Below are 16,276 nucleotides of genomic sequence, written 5' to 3' on the forward strand. Positions count from 1 at the left end.
CATATTTATATTCATTATCCCTGACCGACACGGCTCAAACACGACCAGGAGCGACTGAGTGCGTGACCCGTACCGGCAAGCCATATCGTTTAGCGGAAAAACGGTCAAAACGGTCAAAACGGTCAAAACGGTCAAAACGATCAAAACGATCAAAACGATCAAAACAGTCAGGATGGCCAGAACAGTCAGAAAGGTCAGAAAGGTCAGAAAGGTCAGAAAGGTCAGAAAGGTCAGAAAGGTCAGAAAGGTCAGAAAGGTCAGAAAGGTCAGAAAGGTCAGAAAGGTCAGGCTTGATGATTACGCCAGCAAGCACAACAGGAAAAGGTAAAATAGCCGGAAGCCACGGTGAAAAGATAAAACGGGTGGCGAGCGGCCACCCGAAAGGGTTCTTAACCTTCTTTACGCGGGTAATCTTCGCTGTTTACCCAGGCATGATCTTTTTCCCAGCTGAATTTCCACAGGCGAACCGGCCCGGCCATTACGTTCAGGTAATAATTGTCGTAACCGGCGATAGTCGCCACCGGATGGTAGCCTCGCGGCACCATTACCACATCGTGGTTATAGGCCGCCATGCACTCATCCAGCGAGCGGTCGTCGGTATAGACTCGCTGCATCGCAAAGCCCTGTTCCGGATTAAAACGGTGGTAATAGGTTTCCTCCAGATAGGTTTCGGTTTCTGAATCCTCCCTGTCGTGCTTATGGCTGGGATAAGAACTGGTATCGCCCTCGTCGGTATAAACCTCGACCACCAGCAGGCTGTCAGCGGGCTGGTCATCCGGCAGAATATTATGCACCAGCCGTTTATTGCGCCCTTTGCCGCGCCTCTCCACGCCCACGTCACCAGGCGCAATCAGGCGTGCCGGCAGGTTACCCTTGCCAGGCGCGCGACAGACCGCCAGTTCCAGATCGGAATCGGCCCGAACCTCTACCCGATCGTTATGCGGCACGTAAACGGAGTAAGGCGGCGTGCGTTCAAAAGGCGACATGCGTCTGCCGATATCCGGAAACTCTGCGTCGCGGGTTTTTACCGACGCCAGCCCGGCCACCAGCACCAGGCACAGCTCCTGACTGCCGCTTTCCAGCTGCAGGGTCTGGCCCTTTTTCAGCTGCCAGGCCTCGAAGCCGACATAGCGCCAGTTTGCGCTTTCCGGCGTAATCTGCTGGATACGTCCCTGCGCATCCGGACGTTGTGCTTTGGACAGCAATGACATGGTGCTCCTCCTTATGCGTTATCCCAGCGTTGGCATACTAAATTCAGAAACGGTCTTTTGTCCGCTCGGCCAACGAACGGTCGCGGTTTTCATTCGGGTGTAGAAACGCACGCCGTCCGGCCCATGAACGTTCAGCGCACCAAACACGGAACGCTTCCAGCCGCCGAAGCTGTGGAATGCCATCGGTACGGGAACCGGTACGTTAACGCCTACCATGCCCGCCTGCACCTCGCGTACAAAGTCGCGACCTGTATGACCGTTACTGGTAAAGATCGCGCTGCCGTTGCCGAACTCATGGCTGTTAACCAGTTTTAGCGCCGTCTCGTAATCCGGCGCGCGCATGATGCTCAGCACCGGGCCAAAAATCTCTTCGCGCCAGATAACCATATCGGCAGTGACGTTATCAAAAAGCGTTCCGCCTACGTAGTAACCTTCCGCATAGCCCGGCACCTGGAAATTACGCCCATCGACAACCAGTTTCGCGCCTTCCTCTACCCCTTTGTCGATATAACCCAGCACTTTTTTCTGGTGTGCGGCGGAAACTACCGGCCCCATTTCGTTTTCTTCACTGCCTTTCTGCATGCCGGGCCCGACACGCAGAGCCTTGACCAGCGGCGTCAGCGCGGCAATCAGCTTATCGGCCGTATCATCGCCCACCGCGACCACTACCGGCAGCGCCATGCAGCGTTCGCCCGCAGAACCAAAGGCACCGCCCATAATGGCATTGACCGTGGCGTCTAAATCCGCGTCCGGCATGACAATCGCATGGTTTTTGGCCGCGCCGAAGGCCTGCACGCGCTTGCCATGTGCGCTTGCGGTTTTATAAATATGTTCTGCCACGCCCGAAGAGCCAACAAAGCTGACGGCCTGAACGCGCGGATCGGTATAAAGCTGTTCAGCATCTTCATTGGAACAGTGAATAACGTTAAAGACGCCATCCGGCAGGCCGGCTTCCGTCAGCAGTTCAGCCATACGCACGGAGGCGGAGGGATCCAGCGCCGGCGGCTTAAGCACAAAGGTGTTGCCGCAGGCCAGCGCGATAGGGAACATCCACAGCGGCACCATCGCCGGGAAGTTGAAAGGCGTAATGCCGGCGACGACGCCCAGCGGCTGCATCAGCGAATAGCTGTCCACGCCTGTCGCGACGTCCGCCGAATTTTCGCCTTTAATCAAATGAGGAATACCGCAGGCAAACTCCACGACTTCCATACCGCGCGTCAGTTCTCCCAGCGCGTCTGACCAGACTTTACCGTGCTCGCTAACGATTAGCGCAGCCAGCTCGTCGCGATGCTGCTCCATCAGGGCCTTGAAATTAAACAGGACGCGGGCGCGGCGCAGCGGTGATGTGCGGGACCAGCCTTCAAAGGCGTTATGCGCGACTTCGATGGCGTGAGCGACCTCTTGTGCCGTGCTTTGCGTCACCTCACGCACCGGTTTGCCGGTCGCCGGATCGTAAACCGGAATTGTTTCGTTACTGGCGCTCAAAGACGTTTTTCCGCCGATAAAGTTTCCTGTAATAGTCATGTTCTGGCCTCTTAAATGGTGGTATTCCCTGTGGGCGGCTGCCTTTTAGCGGACGGCCCAACCGGACAACTCCCGAATGCGTGCAAAGACACTATTATATTGGAATAAATTTTTCAAATATTCCACTTTAGAAAATCTGTTTTTAGCGGCATAGATCGCATTTTTCTTTTCGCTCTGTCGGCTGATTTTATGCTGCGTCAGCGCGGAGCGTTAAAATAAATAATCCAGTGCTGATGGGGGCCAGGAGCTTTAATAGAGGCTTTTTTCCTCGCGCATTCATTTGATTTCACTTGCTCCGGAAGGAGCGGGATTTCATGTATAAAGCCTGCTCAAAACGAAATTTTGCGAGGAAGATCTAAAAATTTAAGTTTCATCATTCCCCACTAATGAAATAAATGTTCTTCTGTTACACAACGTTCGACAGGTCGCGGTACAGGCTGAAAGTTCAGGTTATCGGGGCTGGTCTGATTGCTGATGGTGCAGGCCAGGCAAAGCCCTTGCCAACAGTCCGACATTTATCTCTTTTACTTTGCAGGAGCTGCAAGATGGCGATTGATCCAACCCGTATCTGTATTAACCGTAAAATTGCTCCCGGCCTTGGCATTGAGCAATTTTTCAAACTGGTTCACGGGCTCGGTCTGAATAAGGTTGAGCTGCGCAACGATATGTCCAGCGGCAAGGTGACGGACAATCTGAGCCACGAAGAGGTGCGCGAGCTGGCGCAGCGATACGGTCTGGAAATTGTTACCATCAACGCTGTCTATCCTTTCAACCAGGTGGACGAAGCCCTGCTGGCAAAAACGGAAGCGCTGCTGAAGGACGCCAGGGGCGTAGGCGCAAAAGCGCTGGTGCTCTGTCCGTTAAATGACGGTACGCCAATTTCTGCGGAAGAAACTATCAGCGCGCTGAAAAAACTGGCGCCGCTGTTTGAGCAATATGGCATTGAAGGCCTGGTTGAGCCTCTCGGCTTTCCGATCAGTTCATTGCGTTCCGCCGTCCACGCCCAGGCGCTAATCCGCGATGCCAACGTGCCTTTCCGCCTGTTAGTGGATACCTTCCACCATCATCTGTACGAAAAGGCGGAAGCGGAATTTGAAAGCGGGATCGATATCGACAATATTGGCCTGGTCCACCTTTCGGGCGTCGAGGATACAAGGCCAACGGCGGAACTGACCGACGAAGAACGCATTATGCTGAGTGAAGGTGACCTGCTGAGAAGCGTGGCTCAGGTACAGCGCCTGGAACGCATGGGGTATCGGGGCGTGTACGCGCTGGAACCTTTTTCTTCTGTTATGGAAAACTGGCGCGCTGCGGATATTGAGCGGGAAATCCGTCAAAGCATTCAGCTGTTGCAGGCATAAAATTTTTTAGCGCGCGGCCCGGTGCTGTGGCTGCGCTCTGCCCCTGATTCCCTCTCTTTTATCTGTGTCGTATCTTGCGGTCTGATGACCGCCCTTTTTTTAGCGCTTTTGCGGTATCAACAGCTTTCCCACGCAGCACGCGGCGTCGACAGCTTTCCGCGTGACGAGCGTTATCAACAACCTTCCTGCGCAACATGCATCATCGACAGCCACGCCGCGCCCTGGCGCCTGATCAAAAAGTCTTTTGCATAATATTTACAATGTTCAACCGTATCTGGCGCCCTGCGCAACGGAAATGCTGCTCAGGCGCTTTCCGCTGTTGCATGACGGGCCTTCAACGTCAGCAACATCGCCAGACAGACCAGCAGCGCGCTAACCAGATAAATAACCGGGACGCCGGCATAGCTCATTACCAGCCCGGCCAGCGGCCCGGTGATGCCCAGCGCAAGATCCATAAAGGCCGTATAGGTTGCCAACGCGCTGCCCTGATTCTGCGCGGGCACGGCCTTCACCGCCACCACGCCAATCGCCGGGAAAACCAGCGAGAAGCCGGCACCGGTCAGCAGCGCGCCCAGCTTTGCCATCCACGGATCCGCCGCACCCCAGACCAGAAATAAACCGACGGCTTCTACCGCAAAGCAGACCGCCGCCACCATCAGTCCACCGTGCCGGTTAATGGCGTTGGGAAACAACAGGCGCGTACCGACAAAAGCGCCGCTGAACAGCGTCAGCGCCCAGGCCGCGCCGTCCCAGCCTTTGTCCTGGTAGAAGAGCGTAATAAAGGTAGCGATCACGCCAAAGCCGGCGGATCCCATCGCCAAAAGGGTACCGAAGCGCCAGATCTTGCCCAGCACGGCGCGAAAAGGCAGCGGTCTGCCCTTGCTGCTTTTGACGGCAGGTCGTGGCAGCGCCATCAGCACCGCCAGCAGCGCGATAGCCGTTACCACGCCGGCCAGCAACAGCAGGCCGCCCCAGCGATAAATGCCCACGCCCAGCGGCGCGCCAATCGCCATCGCGCCATAGGTGAAAATGCCGTTCCAGGAAATTACGCGTCCTATATGAAGCGATCCCACTACGCCGACGCCCCAAAGCGTGGAGCCGGTTCCGGCAAAACTTTGCCCTATGCCAAGCACGATCCGGCCAAAGCAAAGCAAAAGCAGGCTAACCATCGGGAGCGTTGCGGTTAACGCGGCAAGCGCATAGCACAGCCCGCTGATCAGACAGCCGCAAAGCCCAGCCACCACGACTCTTTTCGGGCCCAGCAGGTCGGCAAAGCGCCCCGCGTGCGGACGACTGACCAGCGTGGCGAAATATTGCAGGCTTACCACTAATCCAGCCCAAAATGCGCTGTAGCCCATCACATCGTGGACATAGCCAGGCAGCACTGCCAGCGGTAGGCCAATAGTCAGATAAGCGGCGAAATTGAAAATCACAACGGAAATGATGCGCAGATTCAGACGTAAAGCGCCCGGAGCCTCCGGGGCGGGTTGTTCAGGCATAGCGAAGAATATCCTGTCCGAAATGACATGAATAATAACTATAACCTGATTTCCCGGCCCGCAGGCGGCCAGTGCATAAATTATGCGGCACGCTATTTTTAACACGGCCTGCAGCCAGACCAGCTATTGCTGACGTATCCTGCTCTACGTTGAACAAAATATCCCGGTTCTGAGACCTTTCCTGAAATCAGAAGCCTGCCGGAAAACAGTCGCTACACTTAATCACAAAAAGCCTGAAGGAGAAGGAATGAACGCACCACAGCAGGAGAAGATGGGGCAGAATATGCTGCTAAAAATGGCGACGCTGGTCGTGGTTTTAGCCGGCATCAAGGCGGCATCGGCTATCCTGGTTCCCTTTTTACTGGCCCTGTTTCTGGCCATTATTTTAAACCCGCTGGTTACCATCCTGATGCGGCGCGGCGTCCGGCGCGGTATGGCTATCAGCCTGGTGATCGCGGCGGTGCTGGTTGCATTTGGGCTGCTGGTGGCGATGATTGCCGGTTCGGCGGATGAGTTCTCTACCGTTTATCCGCAGCTTCAGCAGCAAATGACGCAAAGGCTGGCGCAGCTTCAACACATTGCCGCGCCTTTTCATATTAATCTTTCTACCAACAGCCTGGCGGCGCGGCTCGATCCCAACGCCATTATGGGCATGGCGACGCTGATCCTCAGCCAGTTTTCCGGCGCGCTGACCAACCTGGTGCTGCTGATTATGACAGTGGTGTTTATGCTGTTTGAAGTGCATCACCTGCCCTACAAGCTGCGTTTCGCGCTGATCAATCCTAAAATTCGCATCGCCGGGCTGCATAAAGCGCTGAAAGGCGTTACCCATTACCTGGCGCTGAAAACGCTGATTAGCCTGATTACCGGGTTTTCCGTCTGGCTGGTGCTGATGCTGCTGGATGTGCAGTTCGCGCTAATGTGGGGCGTAGTGGCGTTCGTTTTAAACTATATTCCCAATATCGGCCCTATTATTGCCGGTATTCCGCCCACGCTACAGGCGCTGCTGCTAAACGGCGTGTATGAAGCGGCATTGGTCGCAGCGCTTTTCAGCGCGATCCATATGGTGTTTGGCAATATGCTGGAGCCGCGCGTGATGGGAAAAGGACTGGGGCTTTCCAGCCTGGTTGTGTTCCTGTCGCTGATTTTCTGGGGCTGGCTGCTGGGGCCGGTAGGAATGCTGCTCTCCGTACCGCTCACCAGCGTGTGTAAAATCCTGATGGAGACCACGCCGGGCGGCAGTAAACTGGCGATCCTGCTGGGCAACGGCAGGCCGCCGAGGACGGCAAAACCCAAACTGCAAAAATAGTCGTCAGCGCGCGTCAAAGACGCTGGTATCGGTTATTGCCCGCACCTCAACCTTGTTGGGCAAGATAGCCAGCGAGGAGAAGAGATCGGCAACCTGCTGAACTTTAGCGATATCCTCTGCCGTAACCGGCCGTATGCCATGAGAAATACGGCCGGTAATGCCTTTCGACACTTCCGGCGGCAGACGAGTCAGCGACGAATAAACCTTATTATACTCAACCGGATGCGCTATCCCCCAGGCGCGAGCCTGCACCAGTCGGCGCGCGAAATCGGCGATAGCCAACCGCTTTTGCGGATCTTTTAGCGAGCTGCCGGTAGCGGTGACAAATGAGAGCGAGGTGGTCAGCCCTTTGCTGTCGCGCAGCAGCCGCGCGCCGTGCTGTTCAGCAATGCCCAGATAGGGATCGAAAGTGGCCCAGGCGGCAATTTGGCCGGAATTAAAGGCGGCGCTGGCGTCGGTCGGCAGAACAAAGCGTACGGAAACCGCCGTTTGCGGCACTCCGGCCTCTTCCAGCGCTTCATAGAGCAAATGCTGCGAGATGCTGCCGCGCGCGGAGGAGACCACCACCGTTTTTCCGGCCAGATCCCTGACGCTGTGCAGCGGTGAATCAGCGGGTACGATCAGTCCATTGCTCGCGCTGTCGCCCACGTTGGTGGCGATAATTTTCAGATCGACGCCGCCCGAGGCCGCCATCAGCACCGGCAGGTCGCCCGCGTAAGAGGTATCCACTGCGCCAGCCCGCTGGGCTTCAAACAGCGGCGCGGCGCCCTGAAAGTTGGCCCAACGGTAGTCATAAGGCGCGTCTTTCATTACGCCGGAAGCCTCCACCAGCGACCGTAGATTCCGCGCCTGGTCGCCCAGTACCAGCATCGCTTTTTCCGCTTTTGCCGCACTGGCTATCAGGCTTATGCCCAGCAGCAGCGCCAGCGCGCTTTTTCCCGCTTTCATCTTTTTTCCTTAAAGCGCGTTACGCGCCAGCTGACGAATATAGGCATCCCAGTGCAGCAGATACTTTTTATTTTTTATGCCGTTATCAAAAACCCGCGCGGCTTTTTCGGCCACGCTGTCGGGCACAATGCTCAGCTCTGCGCCGCCAGACTGGGCCGCCAACTGCGCCACGCACGCTCTTTCCAGGTAATAAAGGTTGTAGAAGGCCTCTTCCAGATTTTCACCGCAGGTCAGCAGGCCATGATTACGCAGGATCAGCGCGTTCAGATCGCCCAGGTCGGCGACGATACGCTGCTGTTCATCCAGATCCAGCGCGATGCCTTCGTAATCGTGATAGGCCAGCCTGCGGTAAAAACGCATACTGTGCTGCGAAATCATCAGCAGACCGTTTTTCTGCGCCGCCACGCCAATGCCCGCCGCCGTATGGGTATGCAGAACGGCGTGCGTATGCGGGCGGGCGCGGTGAATAGCGCTGTGGATAACGTAGCCAGCCGGGTTGATGCCTGAGCCGACAGGATCGTCAATGATTTCGCCGTCCAGATCGACTTTTACCAGCGTTTCCGGCGCAATTTCGTCGAAGGTTTGTCCGTAAGCGTTGATCAGGAAATGCGGCTTGTCGCCCGGCACCCGCAGCGAAAAGTGGGTGTAGATATGATCGGTCCAGCGCAGCCGCGCGGCCAGCTGGTAACACTGGGCCAGTTTGACGCGAGCCTGCCACTCCGCGTCGGTAATACGCGCGCGAAGCGATTCGGCGGAATGCAGTGCGCCACTCATAAAATCCTCCTGAATACAGCGTGATGGAAGCCCGAAGCCGGGCCAGGGCATCCTGACACAGAAGAAACGTATGGCGGAAACGATCAATCTGAGAATAAATTGCATAAAATTAGCTAAGCGACGGCGCACCTGATTTTTTTTTCCGCGCCATGCTACCTTTACCTTTTCAGGCGGCGCAGGGATGCCGCTAACAGAGGACAATGAATGGATCGGCCGAAAAGAAGCAGTGAAAAAAGAGGCGTGCTGCTGGCGGTCGCTGGCATAGTGCCGCTGCTCCTTTGTCTGATCTTTACTTTTATCGACGCCAGACAGATCGTTAAGCGCCAGCAGGCGGCGACGGCGGGTATGCTGCTGGCGCATGCCGAAGCAATCGGCGACCGGGCCTGGGATACCCTTGACGAACTTCAGGCGTTTCCGAAAAGACCCTGCGAAGAGATCAATGACGAGCTGAGAAAGTATGCGGCGCTGTCCCCCTATTTTCGCTCAATAGGCGTTATGCGTGAGGGTCGCATAACCTGCTCTTCCGCATTCGACGGGATACATAACAATATCGCTACCGTTATTCAGCGTCAGCCGCCGACGGATCGAAAAGCGAAGTGGATGCTTTCGTTAAGCCAAACCTGGGCGGTGAGAGACAGGCCCGCCGTGATTTTTATACACGATATGCCCGCGCATTCCGGCGCTTTTGTGATCGTTGACGGCCAGTATTTGCTGGATGTGATGAGCGCGGTCGGCAAAAGCCAGCATAACAGTATCCGGCTACAGTTCGGTGGCGGCTTCGCCTTGCGCAGCGGCGCGAACGGCAATCAGCCGTCAGGACTGCTCCAGCCCGTGACGCTCAGCGAACGTTCCAGCCGCTACCCTATCGGCGTCGAGGTGACCTCGCCCGCCAGCGATATTGCCTTTACCTGGCGTCAGGGTCTGTTTACCTTCGTGCCGATGGCGCTGATCCTGTCGCTGCTGTTGATGACCGTGACCAACAACTGGCTGAAACGTAAGCTTTCTCCCCGCGACCAGCTGCGGAAAGCCATACTGCATCGCGAATTCTCCGTTAATTATCAGCCTGTTTATCATATGGTTACAGGTAAAGCCAGCGGCGCTGAAGTGCTGATGCGCTGGCAGCGGCCCGACGGCCACTGGGTAAGGCCAGATATGTTTATCACCGCGGCGGAAGCGGAAGAGATGATCATACCTTTGACCCGCCATCTGATGGAGCTGGTGCTGGAGGATGCCAAACAGTGGAGCCTGCCGCCGGATTTCCGTCTGGCGCTTAACGTGGCCGCCGCGCACGTCCAGCACGACGATTTTGTCGGGGATATCCGCTATTTTGCTCGTGGCATGGCGATACATCGACCGGATATCACGCTGGAACTGACCGAGCGCAGCCTGCTTTCCGACGGAGAAGACGTTGTGCAAAAGCTCCAGCTGCTGCGTAATGAAGGTATCCATATCGCCATTGATGACTTTGGCACCGGCCACTGCTCGCTCTCTTATCTGCAAACCTTCCCGCTGGATTACCTGAAAATCGACCGCGGCTTCGTCAATGCCATCGAATCAACCACGGGCGAAGCGCCGGTGCTGGATGCCATCATCACGCTAAGCCACAAGCTGGGGCTGAAGATTGTGGCGGAGGGCGTAGAAAACGCCACTCAGCTTCATTATCTGCAGGCGCGCGGAGTAGTATTTATTCAGGGATATTATTACGCCCGCCCAATGGACAACCGGCTATTTATGTCCTGGATGCAGCAGGAAGGTCAACGCCCGCTGGTTTAAATAGTCGGGTACAGGCTGAATTAACGCCGACGGCGGAAAAGCGTAACGATTTTCAATTTCATTTACGTAGCTTTAGCGCCGCCCGCAATGCAATCCTGACGGCGTCGTCTTCGGGGAACGTTTTTTGTTCGCTATGGGTTATCCCTGCCTCTTCGTACCGGGCTTTCGTCCGTTCATTAATCCTGGCCAGCATTGTGATAATTTGAGACGAAACCTGCTGGTGCTCCTGATATATATCCCAATAGCTTTTTCGCTGATATTTCAGGAAGCGATACTTTAATATAAACCTAATGTTATCAATACATTGAATAACTTTCATTCGCATCAAGCCTGGCCACTTAGCCATTAGCAAAGCGCGTTCTTCAGACCCTGTTTTGTCTGTAATTTCTCCACTCTCAGGCTTTATCTGTTTTTGTGAATAAACCCTACCGTTATTAAGGAGAAAAGTTTGCTGAGGCCGGAAGAATTTTAAATTAGCTTCTGTGCTTTCCAGCCAATAGTTTTTAAAATGAACGTGTTTTTTATTATTCATTACCCCCCCGCAAGACTGCGAACGGCAGTATTACCGATCGAGCCAGCAGGCGCAATACTAATATTGGCAGGTAGCCTGACTTAATCTCATTATAAAAAAGTGGGCAATGTCTTCTTATTCCCCCTCACCTGGCTGGCCTTCGCCGTGAATTTTTCTGGCGTTTTCGGCTGCGTCGAGGGCGCGGTTGCGTCCGTTAACCGCTGGTTACATAATCTAATTTCAGGTAGAAATTATGTTACACAGCGCAGAAACGATATACTGAAAGCAGACGGATATTTGTTAACGAACGAACAAATTTGCTACTTATCTCCGTCGACAGGGCGAAAGCCCGTACGCTATTCGCTCTGCTTTCCCGCTGCGACGGCGCGAGCGGAGCGGAAGATTTTTCCGGGAAACAGTCAATTACAGGGTGCTTTATATGAAGCTACGTAGGAAGCGTGTTAAGCCGATTGGCTTAAAAGACGTAACGATCATTGATGATGCCAGGTTACGCAAAGCCATTACCGCAGCGTCGCTCGGTAACGCTATGGAGTGGTTTGACTTTGGGGTATACGGCTTTGTCGCCTATGCGCTGGGCCAGGTATTTTTCCCCGGCGCCGATCCTGGCGTGCAGATGATTGCCGCGCTGGCGACCTTCTCCGTTCCTTTCCTGATCCGCCCGCTTGGCGGCCTGTTCTTTGGCGCGCTGGGCGATAAGTATGGTCGTCAGAAAATCCTTTCCATTACCATTGTCATTATGTCGGTCAGTACTTTCTGTATCGGCCTGATACCTTCTCATGCCTCTATCGGCATCTGGGCGCCCATCCTGCTGCTGCTGTGTAAAATGGCGCAGGGCTTCTCGGTAGGCGGCGAATATACCGGTGCCTCTATTTTTGTGGCCGAATACTCGCCTGACCGCAAGCGCGGCTTTATGGGCAGCTGGCTGGACTTCGGTTCTATCGTCGGCTTTGTGACAGGCGCAGGCCTGGTGGTGCTGATTTCTACCGTGGTCGGCGAAGCGAATTTCCTTGACTGGGGCTGGCGTATTCCGTTCTTCGTGGCGCTGCCGCTGGGCCTGATCGGCATCTATCTGCGTAACGCGCTGGAAGAAACGCCTGCGTTCCAGCAGCACGTTGAGAAACTGGAACAGGGCGATCGCGAAGGTCTGGCCGACGGCCCGAAAGTGTCGTTTAAGGACATCGCTACCAAACACTGGAAAAGCCTGCTGGCCTGTATCGGTCTGGTGCTGTCTACCAACGTCACCTACTACATGCTGCTGACCTATATGCCCAGCTACCTGTCGCATAACCTTCACTACTCCGAAGATCACGGCGTAATGATTATTATCGCGATTATGATTGGTATGCTGTTCGTGCAGCCGGTTATGGGCCTGATGAGCGATAAGTTCGGCCGTCGCCCGTTTGTGATTATCGGCAGTATTGCGCTGCTGCTGCTGGCGATCCCGTGCTTTATGCTGATTAACAGTAACGTGATGGGCCTGATTTTCGCCGGTCTGTTGCTGTTGGCGGTGATCCTGAACTGCTTTACGGGCGTAATGGCTTCGTCGCTGCCAGCGATGTTCCCTACCCATATTCGCTACAGCGCGCTGGCCAGCGCCTTCAATATATCTATTCTGGTAGCGGGCCTGACGCCAACGCTGGCGGCGTGGCTGGTGGAATACACCGCCAACCTGTATATGCCAGCCTACTATCTGATGGTGGTAGCGGTTGTGGGTCTGATTACCGGTATCATGATGAAGGAAACGGCCAATATGCCGCTGCGTGGTGCAACGCCTGCCGCCTCTGATATTGCCGAGGCAAGAGAGCTGCTGCAGGAGCATCACGACAATATCGAGAGCAAGATCGAAGATATTAGCGAGCAGATCGCCGAGCTGGAAGAGAAGCGTAAGCATCTGATTAACCAGCATCCCCGCATTAACGAGTAAGCCTACAGGTTTGCATTAGCAAGTCAGTTTAAAAGCCCGCAGCCGCGGGCTTTTTCTTTCACCTTCCGCTTTTTTCGCCGCTTGTCCAGTAGGTGCCGGTTTCCGGCAGCGGCAAAAATTCCTCGTTCATTTCACGCAGCGTGTCGGCCGGTTCCAGATCGTGGAACAGCTGCGGATGCAGCGTTTTAGCAATAACCTCGACCGCCAGCAGATGCCACGGGCTCAGATAAAAATTGTGCCACACGGCTAAGGTTCGGCCCTGACGAATGGCCGCCAGCTGGGCGATAACCCGCTCGCTCGCCAGCGCCTGCGAAAAACTTTGCTTTGCCGTGGCCGGCGCGACCTGCGGGCCAAGCTGTAGCCGATGCGGCTGCTGCGCATCGCCCAGGCCGGTTGCCAGAAAGAAATCGGGACGGGCAGCCAGCACCGCCTCCGCGCTTAGCTGACCAAATACGCTGCTAAACTGACCGGCCGCAATATTGTCGCCGCCCGCATACGCCAGCAGATCGGCCAGATTGCCGTGTCCCACCGTGGTACAGCACACTTCCCGCCGCCCTATATGCAGTTGCAGCATCACGCGTGGCCTGACTGGAGCCGCCTGACGCAGCCGGTCATGAATTAGCGCCATATGCCGTTGATAGAAGGCGATAAAGCGCTGCGCTTTCTGCTGGTCACCCAGCGCCTCACCCAAAATTTTCAGGCTCGGTACGGTATTTTTCAGCGGATCTACCCGCGTATCGACGTAGATAACCGGAATGGCCGCCGCGTCCAGCTGCATCAGCGTGCTGTCCTGCGCCGCAGGCTTTTTGGCGTAAAGCGGCAGGATCACCAAATCCGGCCGCAGCGCGATGATTTTTTCCACGCTGAGCTGGCCCGGATTAGCACCGCCAATCAGGGGAATTTTTTTGATGGCGGGGAAAGCGGCGCTGTAGCGTGCCCAGGTCTGCCGATCGTAATGCGGCAGATCGCCAGGCCAGCCCGCCACGCGCCGCAGCGGGTTGCCCTGTTCCACCAGCGCCAGCGTATAGAGCAGCCGTCCTTCGCCCAGTACGATGCGCTGCGGATTGTCCGGCACCGTGACCTTGCGCTGCAAAATATCGGTAAGCATTTTTGCCTGCGGCGCGCTGCAGGCTAACAGCAGCAGCAGGATAGGCCATTTTTTCATGAGGTTTCCCATTACGATCAGAAATCAACGGACGCGGAAACCACGATTTCACGCGGGGCGCCTTCGCTAACACGCAGGTTGCCGCCGCTGGATCCGTAATACGCTTTATCAAACAGGTTGTTGACGTTGATCTTCAGCTGAGTATGTTTGCCCACCAGCTTGCTGTCCCAGGCGGCGAAAGCGTCCGCCACCGTATAGTCCGGCATCGTGAAGCTGTTTTCCGGGTCGCCCGCGCGGGAACCGACGTAGCGCCCGCCGCCGCCGACGCGCACCTCGCCCTGTAGCCAGGAGAAACGCATGGCGTGCGTCAGATAGAGACTGCCGCTGTTGGTTGGCGCGTTGACCAGCCGATTGCCCTCGTTAGCCGGATTAACGTCATCCTCAACGATTTCCGTTTTATCGTGGCTATAGGTGGCTATCATGTTCCAGTCCGGCGCCAGCTCACCGTTGATCTCCACCTCCGCGCCGGTAGAGCGCGCCTCAGGAATGTTGCGCGTACTGCCGTTGATTAACACCGACATATCCTTCTCGTCAATGCGATACAGCGCCAGCGTGGCGGACACAGCGGGCAGCATTTGCCACTTTGCGCCCACTTCATAAGTCGTGCCTTTTTCCGTCGAGGCGACGTTGCCGTCGTCATCGGTTTGTGTTGAAGGGGTAAACGATTTGCTGTAGCTGCCGTAGAGTGAAAGATCGGGCCGCGCCTTATACACCAGCCCCGCCTGCGGCAGAAAAGCATCGCCGCGATCGTTGAGCGTGCTCTGCGGATCGGCCCAGCCGCTGCTGGCGGTTTGGGTGTAGCGCTGATAGCGGGCGCCCGCTACCGCTATCCATTTATCGGTCAGATGGATACTGTCTTTGGCAAACAGCGAACGGCTGTAAAGGTTGGTGCGCAGATTGCTCTGCGCATCGGCCACCGTGCTGGCGTTGATCGGCGGCTCTTCGCCATAGATCGGATCGTACATGTTGAAGGTTTTTGACACCTTGCCGCGATAGGACCAGGCCTTGTAGGTTTCATTCTGCTCGTAGTCAACGCCCAGCATAATATCGTGCTGCATGCCCCAAATCTGCGGGCTGCCGCCTATGTCCCAGGCAAGATAAGTGGTCTGGTGATTGAAGCCGCGGTTCGCGTCCGCGCGGCGAGAGACAATGCCGGTGGCGGCGTTGACCGCCGTAGCGCGGACTTCGTTACTGTCGTAGCGACGCTGCATCCAGGCGTAGTTGAGATGGGTTTCCCAGGTTTCATCCAGGCTGTAGGCGTAGCTGATATTCAGGCGCTTGTTTTTCCCCCAGGCGTGGTTGGCACTGTCGTCCAGACGCTGGTTATAGGGGATATTTACCGGTTTTTTATTGATAAACGCGGTGCCGCGATCGACCGGAATATCAAACTTATATTCGGTATAGCTGATGTTGAAAGCGGCTTTTTCGCCATACCAGCTCAGCGATGGCGACAGCAGCGTATGTTCATTAGCGCCAAAATTACGCCAGTAATCCTCGCGCTGGCGCTCGGCAATCAGGCGAAAGGCAAAGCCGTCGCCCAGCGGCCCGGTGATGTCCACGCTGCCCGCGCCGCCGCCGACGCTGGTGGTTTCGCCGGCAAGATGCGTGTGCCATTCATACTGCGGCTTTTTGCTGACCAGGTTGATAATGCCGCCAGGATTCTGAATGCCGTACAGTAGCGAGGCCGAGCCTTTCAGCACTTCCACATGATCGATGGTGCTGTCCATCGACAGCCCCTGGTTGCTGCGTACGCCGTCGATAAAGATCGAGCCGTCAGAGTTGCTGCCGAAGCCGCGCTTGACGAAACCGTCCTCAATAGCGCCCAGCGTGTTGCCCTGGCTGACGCCGCTGACGAACTTCATGGCGTCGTTCACGCTTTTCACCTGGTAATCTTCTATCACCTGCGGCGTAACCACGCTGACGGACTGCGGCGTTTCATTTCGCGGCAGCGGCATTTTGCTGGCCGCGCTCGCGGTATCCTGGCTGTAGCTGCCTGGCTCGCCGGTGCCGTCGGCGGTCACGGTCAGCGTCGGATCTTTTGCGGTGCCCGCTGCCAGCGCGGCCGTGCTGAACAGTAAGCCAGGTAACAGCAGGGGAATTTTCCCGGTAAAATGCCCAACGGCAAAAGGAAGAGCGAAAGGTGTTTTCATCAATAAGCGCGCAGGTAGAGTTATAATTGCTGCGGATGATAATAATTTTCATTACCGTTAGCAATTTCAAAAAGCCGTCTGGCGCAACAAAAAAGGGCCCGCAGGC

13 protein-coding genes are annotated in these 16,276 nt (G+C 55.8%); 5 read left to right on the top strand and 8 right to left on the bottom strand.

Translation table 11 applies throughout. The features are described from left to right. Window positions 1–58 precede the first annotated feature (58 nt). The gene (locus ACVWZ0_RS21165; protein WP_253457393.1) at window positions 59–328 is read left to right on the top strand and encodes a hypothetical protein; all 270 of its coding nucleotides are present in this window, start codon (window positions 59–61) and stop codon (window positions 326–328) included. A gap of 61 nt (window positions 329–389) precedes the next feature. Here ACVWZ0_RS21165 and iolB read toward each other — a convergent pair whose 3' ends face one another. Both iolB and ACVWZ0_RS21175 read right to left on the bottom strand, forming a co-directional pair. Further along, window positions 390–1,211 carry a 5-deoxy-glucuronate isomerase gene (iolB, locus tag ACVWZ0_RS21170; protein ID WP_253457391.1) on the bottom strand — a complete coding sequence of 274 codons (822 nt, stop codon included), beginning with the start codon at window positions 1,209–1,211 and terminating at the stop codon, window positions 390–392. Window positions 1,212–1,229: 18 nt separating this feature from the next. Next, a complete protein-coding gene (locus ACVWZ0_RS21175; protein WP_253457389.1) occupies window positions 1,230–2,735 on the bottom strand; it encodes a CoA-acylating methylmalonate-semialdehyde dehydrogenase in 1,506 nt (501 codons plus the stop codon). A gap of 545 nt (window positions 2,736–3,280) precedes the next feature. On the opposite strand from ACVWZ0_RS21175, the gene ACVWZ0_RS21180 reads away from it, so the two are divergent. Further along, entirely contained in the window at window positions 3,281–4,096 is an 816-nt protein-coding gene (locus tag ACVWZ0_RS21180; RefSeq protein ID WP_253457385.1) for a TIM barrel protein, read from the top strand. Window positions 4,097–4,398: 302 nt separating this feature from the next. Here the strand turns inward: ACVWZ0_RS21180 and ACVWZ0_RS21185 are convergent, their stop codons facing one another. Continuing rightward, window positions 4,399–5,595, bottom strand: a complete 1,197-nt coding sequence (locus tag ACVWZ0_RS21185; RefSeq protein WP_253457382.1) for an MFS transporter — start codon at window positions 5,593–5,595, stop codon at window positions 4,399–4,401. A gap of 247 nt (window positions 5,596–5,842) precedes the next feature. On the opposite strand from ACVWZ0_RS21185, the gene ACVWZ0_RS21190 reads away from it, so the two are divergent. Beyond that, window positions 5,843–6,904 carry an AI-2E family transporter gene (locus ACVWZ0_RS21190; protein ID WP_253457379.1) on the top strand — a complete coding sequence of 354 codons (1,062 nt, stop codon included), beginning with the start codon at window positions 5,843–5,845 and terminating at the stop codon, window positions 6,902–6,904. Window positions 6,905–6,907: 3 nt separating this feature from the next. Here ACVWZ0_RS21190 and ACVWZ0_RS21195 read toward each other — a convergent pair whose 3' ends face one another. Together ACVWZ0_RS21195 and ACVWZ0_RS21200 are read right to left on the bottom strand one after the other, a co-directional pair. Beyond that, window positions 6,908–7,852 carry an ABC transporter substrate-binding protein gene (locus ACVWZ0_RS21195; protein WP_253457377.1) on the bottom strand — a complete coding sequence of 315 codons (945 nt, stop codon included), beginning with the start codon at window positions 7,850–7,852 and terminating at the stop codon, window positions 6,908–6,910. Between the two features lie 9 nt (window positions 7,853–7,861). Beyond that, on the bottom strand, window positions 7,862–8,626 hold the full coding sequence (locus ACVWZ0_RS21200) for a class II aldolase/adducin family protein (RefSeq protein WP_253457374.1): 765 nt from the start codon (window positions 8,624–8,626) through the stop codon (window positions 7,862–7,864). A 204-nt stretch (window positions 8,627–8,830) separates the two neighbouring features. Here ACVWZ0_RS21200 and ACVWZ0_RS21205 point away from each other — a divergent pair, with 204 nt between their 5' ends. Next, window positions 8,831–10,399, top strand: a complete 1,569-nt coding sequence (locus ACVWZ0_RS21205) for an EAL domain-containing protein (RefSeq protein WP_253457371.1) — start codon at window positions 8,831–8,833, stop codon at window positions 10,397–10,399. A gap of 58 nt (window positions 10,400–10,457) precedes the next feature. On the opposite strand, the gene ACVWZ0_RS21210 is transcribed toward ACVWZ0_RS21205, so the two are convergent. After that, entirely contained in the window at window positions 10,458–10,931 is a 474-nt protein-coding gene (locus ACVWZ0_RS21210; protein ID WP_253457368.1) for a hypothetical protein, read from the bottom strand. Window positions 10,932–11,349: 418 nt separating this feature from the next. Here ACVWZ0_RS21210 and proP point away from each other — a divergent pair, with 418 nt between their 5' ends. Continuing rightward, window positions 11,350–12,855 (top strand): glycine betaine/L-proline transporter ProP, encoded by a 1,506-nt coding sequence (proP, locus tag ACVWZ0_RS21215; protein ID WP_253457366.1) that lies wholly within the window; start codon window positions 11,350–11,352, stop codon window positions 12,853–12,855. A 58-nt stretch (window positions 12,856–12,913) separates the two neighbouring features. Here the strand turns inward: proP and ACVWZ0_RS21220 are convergent, their stop codons facing one another. Together ACVWZ0_RS21220 and ACVWZ0_RS21225 are read right to left on the bottom strand one after the other, a co-directional pair. Further along, entirely contained in the window at window positions 12,914–14,020 is a 1,107-nt protein-coding gene (locus ACVWZ0_RS21220) for an ABC transporter substrate-binding protein (RefSeq protein ID WP_253457363.1), read from the bottom strand. Between the two features lie 17 nt (window positions 14,021–14,037). Further along, window positions 14,038–16,170 carry a TonB-dependent siderophore receptor gene (locus tag ACVWZ0_RS21225; RefSeq protein ID WP_253457360.1) on the bottom strand — a complete coding sequence of 711 codons (2,133 nt, stop codon included), beginning with the start codon at window positions 16,168–16,170 and terminating at the stop codon, window positions 14,038–14,040. Between the last annotated feature and the right edge of the window lie 106 nt (window positions 16,171–16,276).

This window comes from Erwinia sp. TECH1, assembly GCF_054057575.1.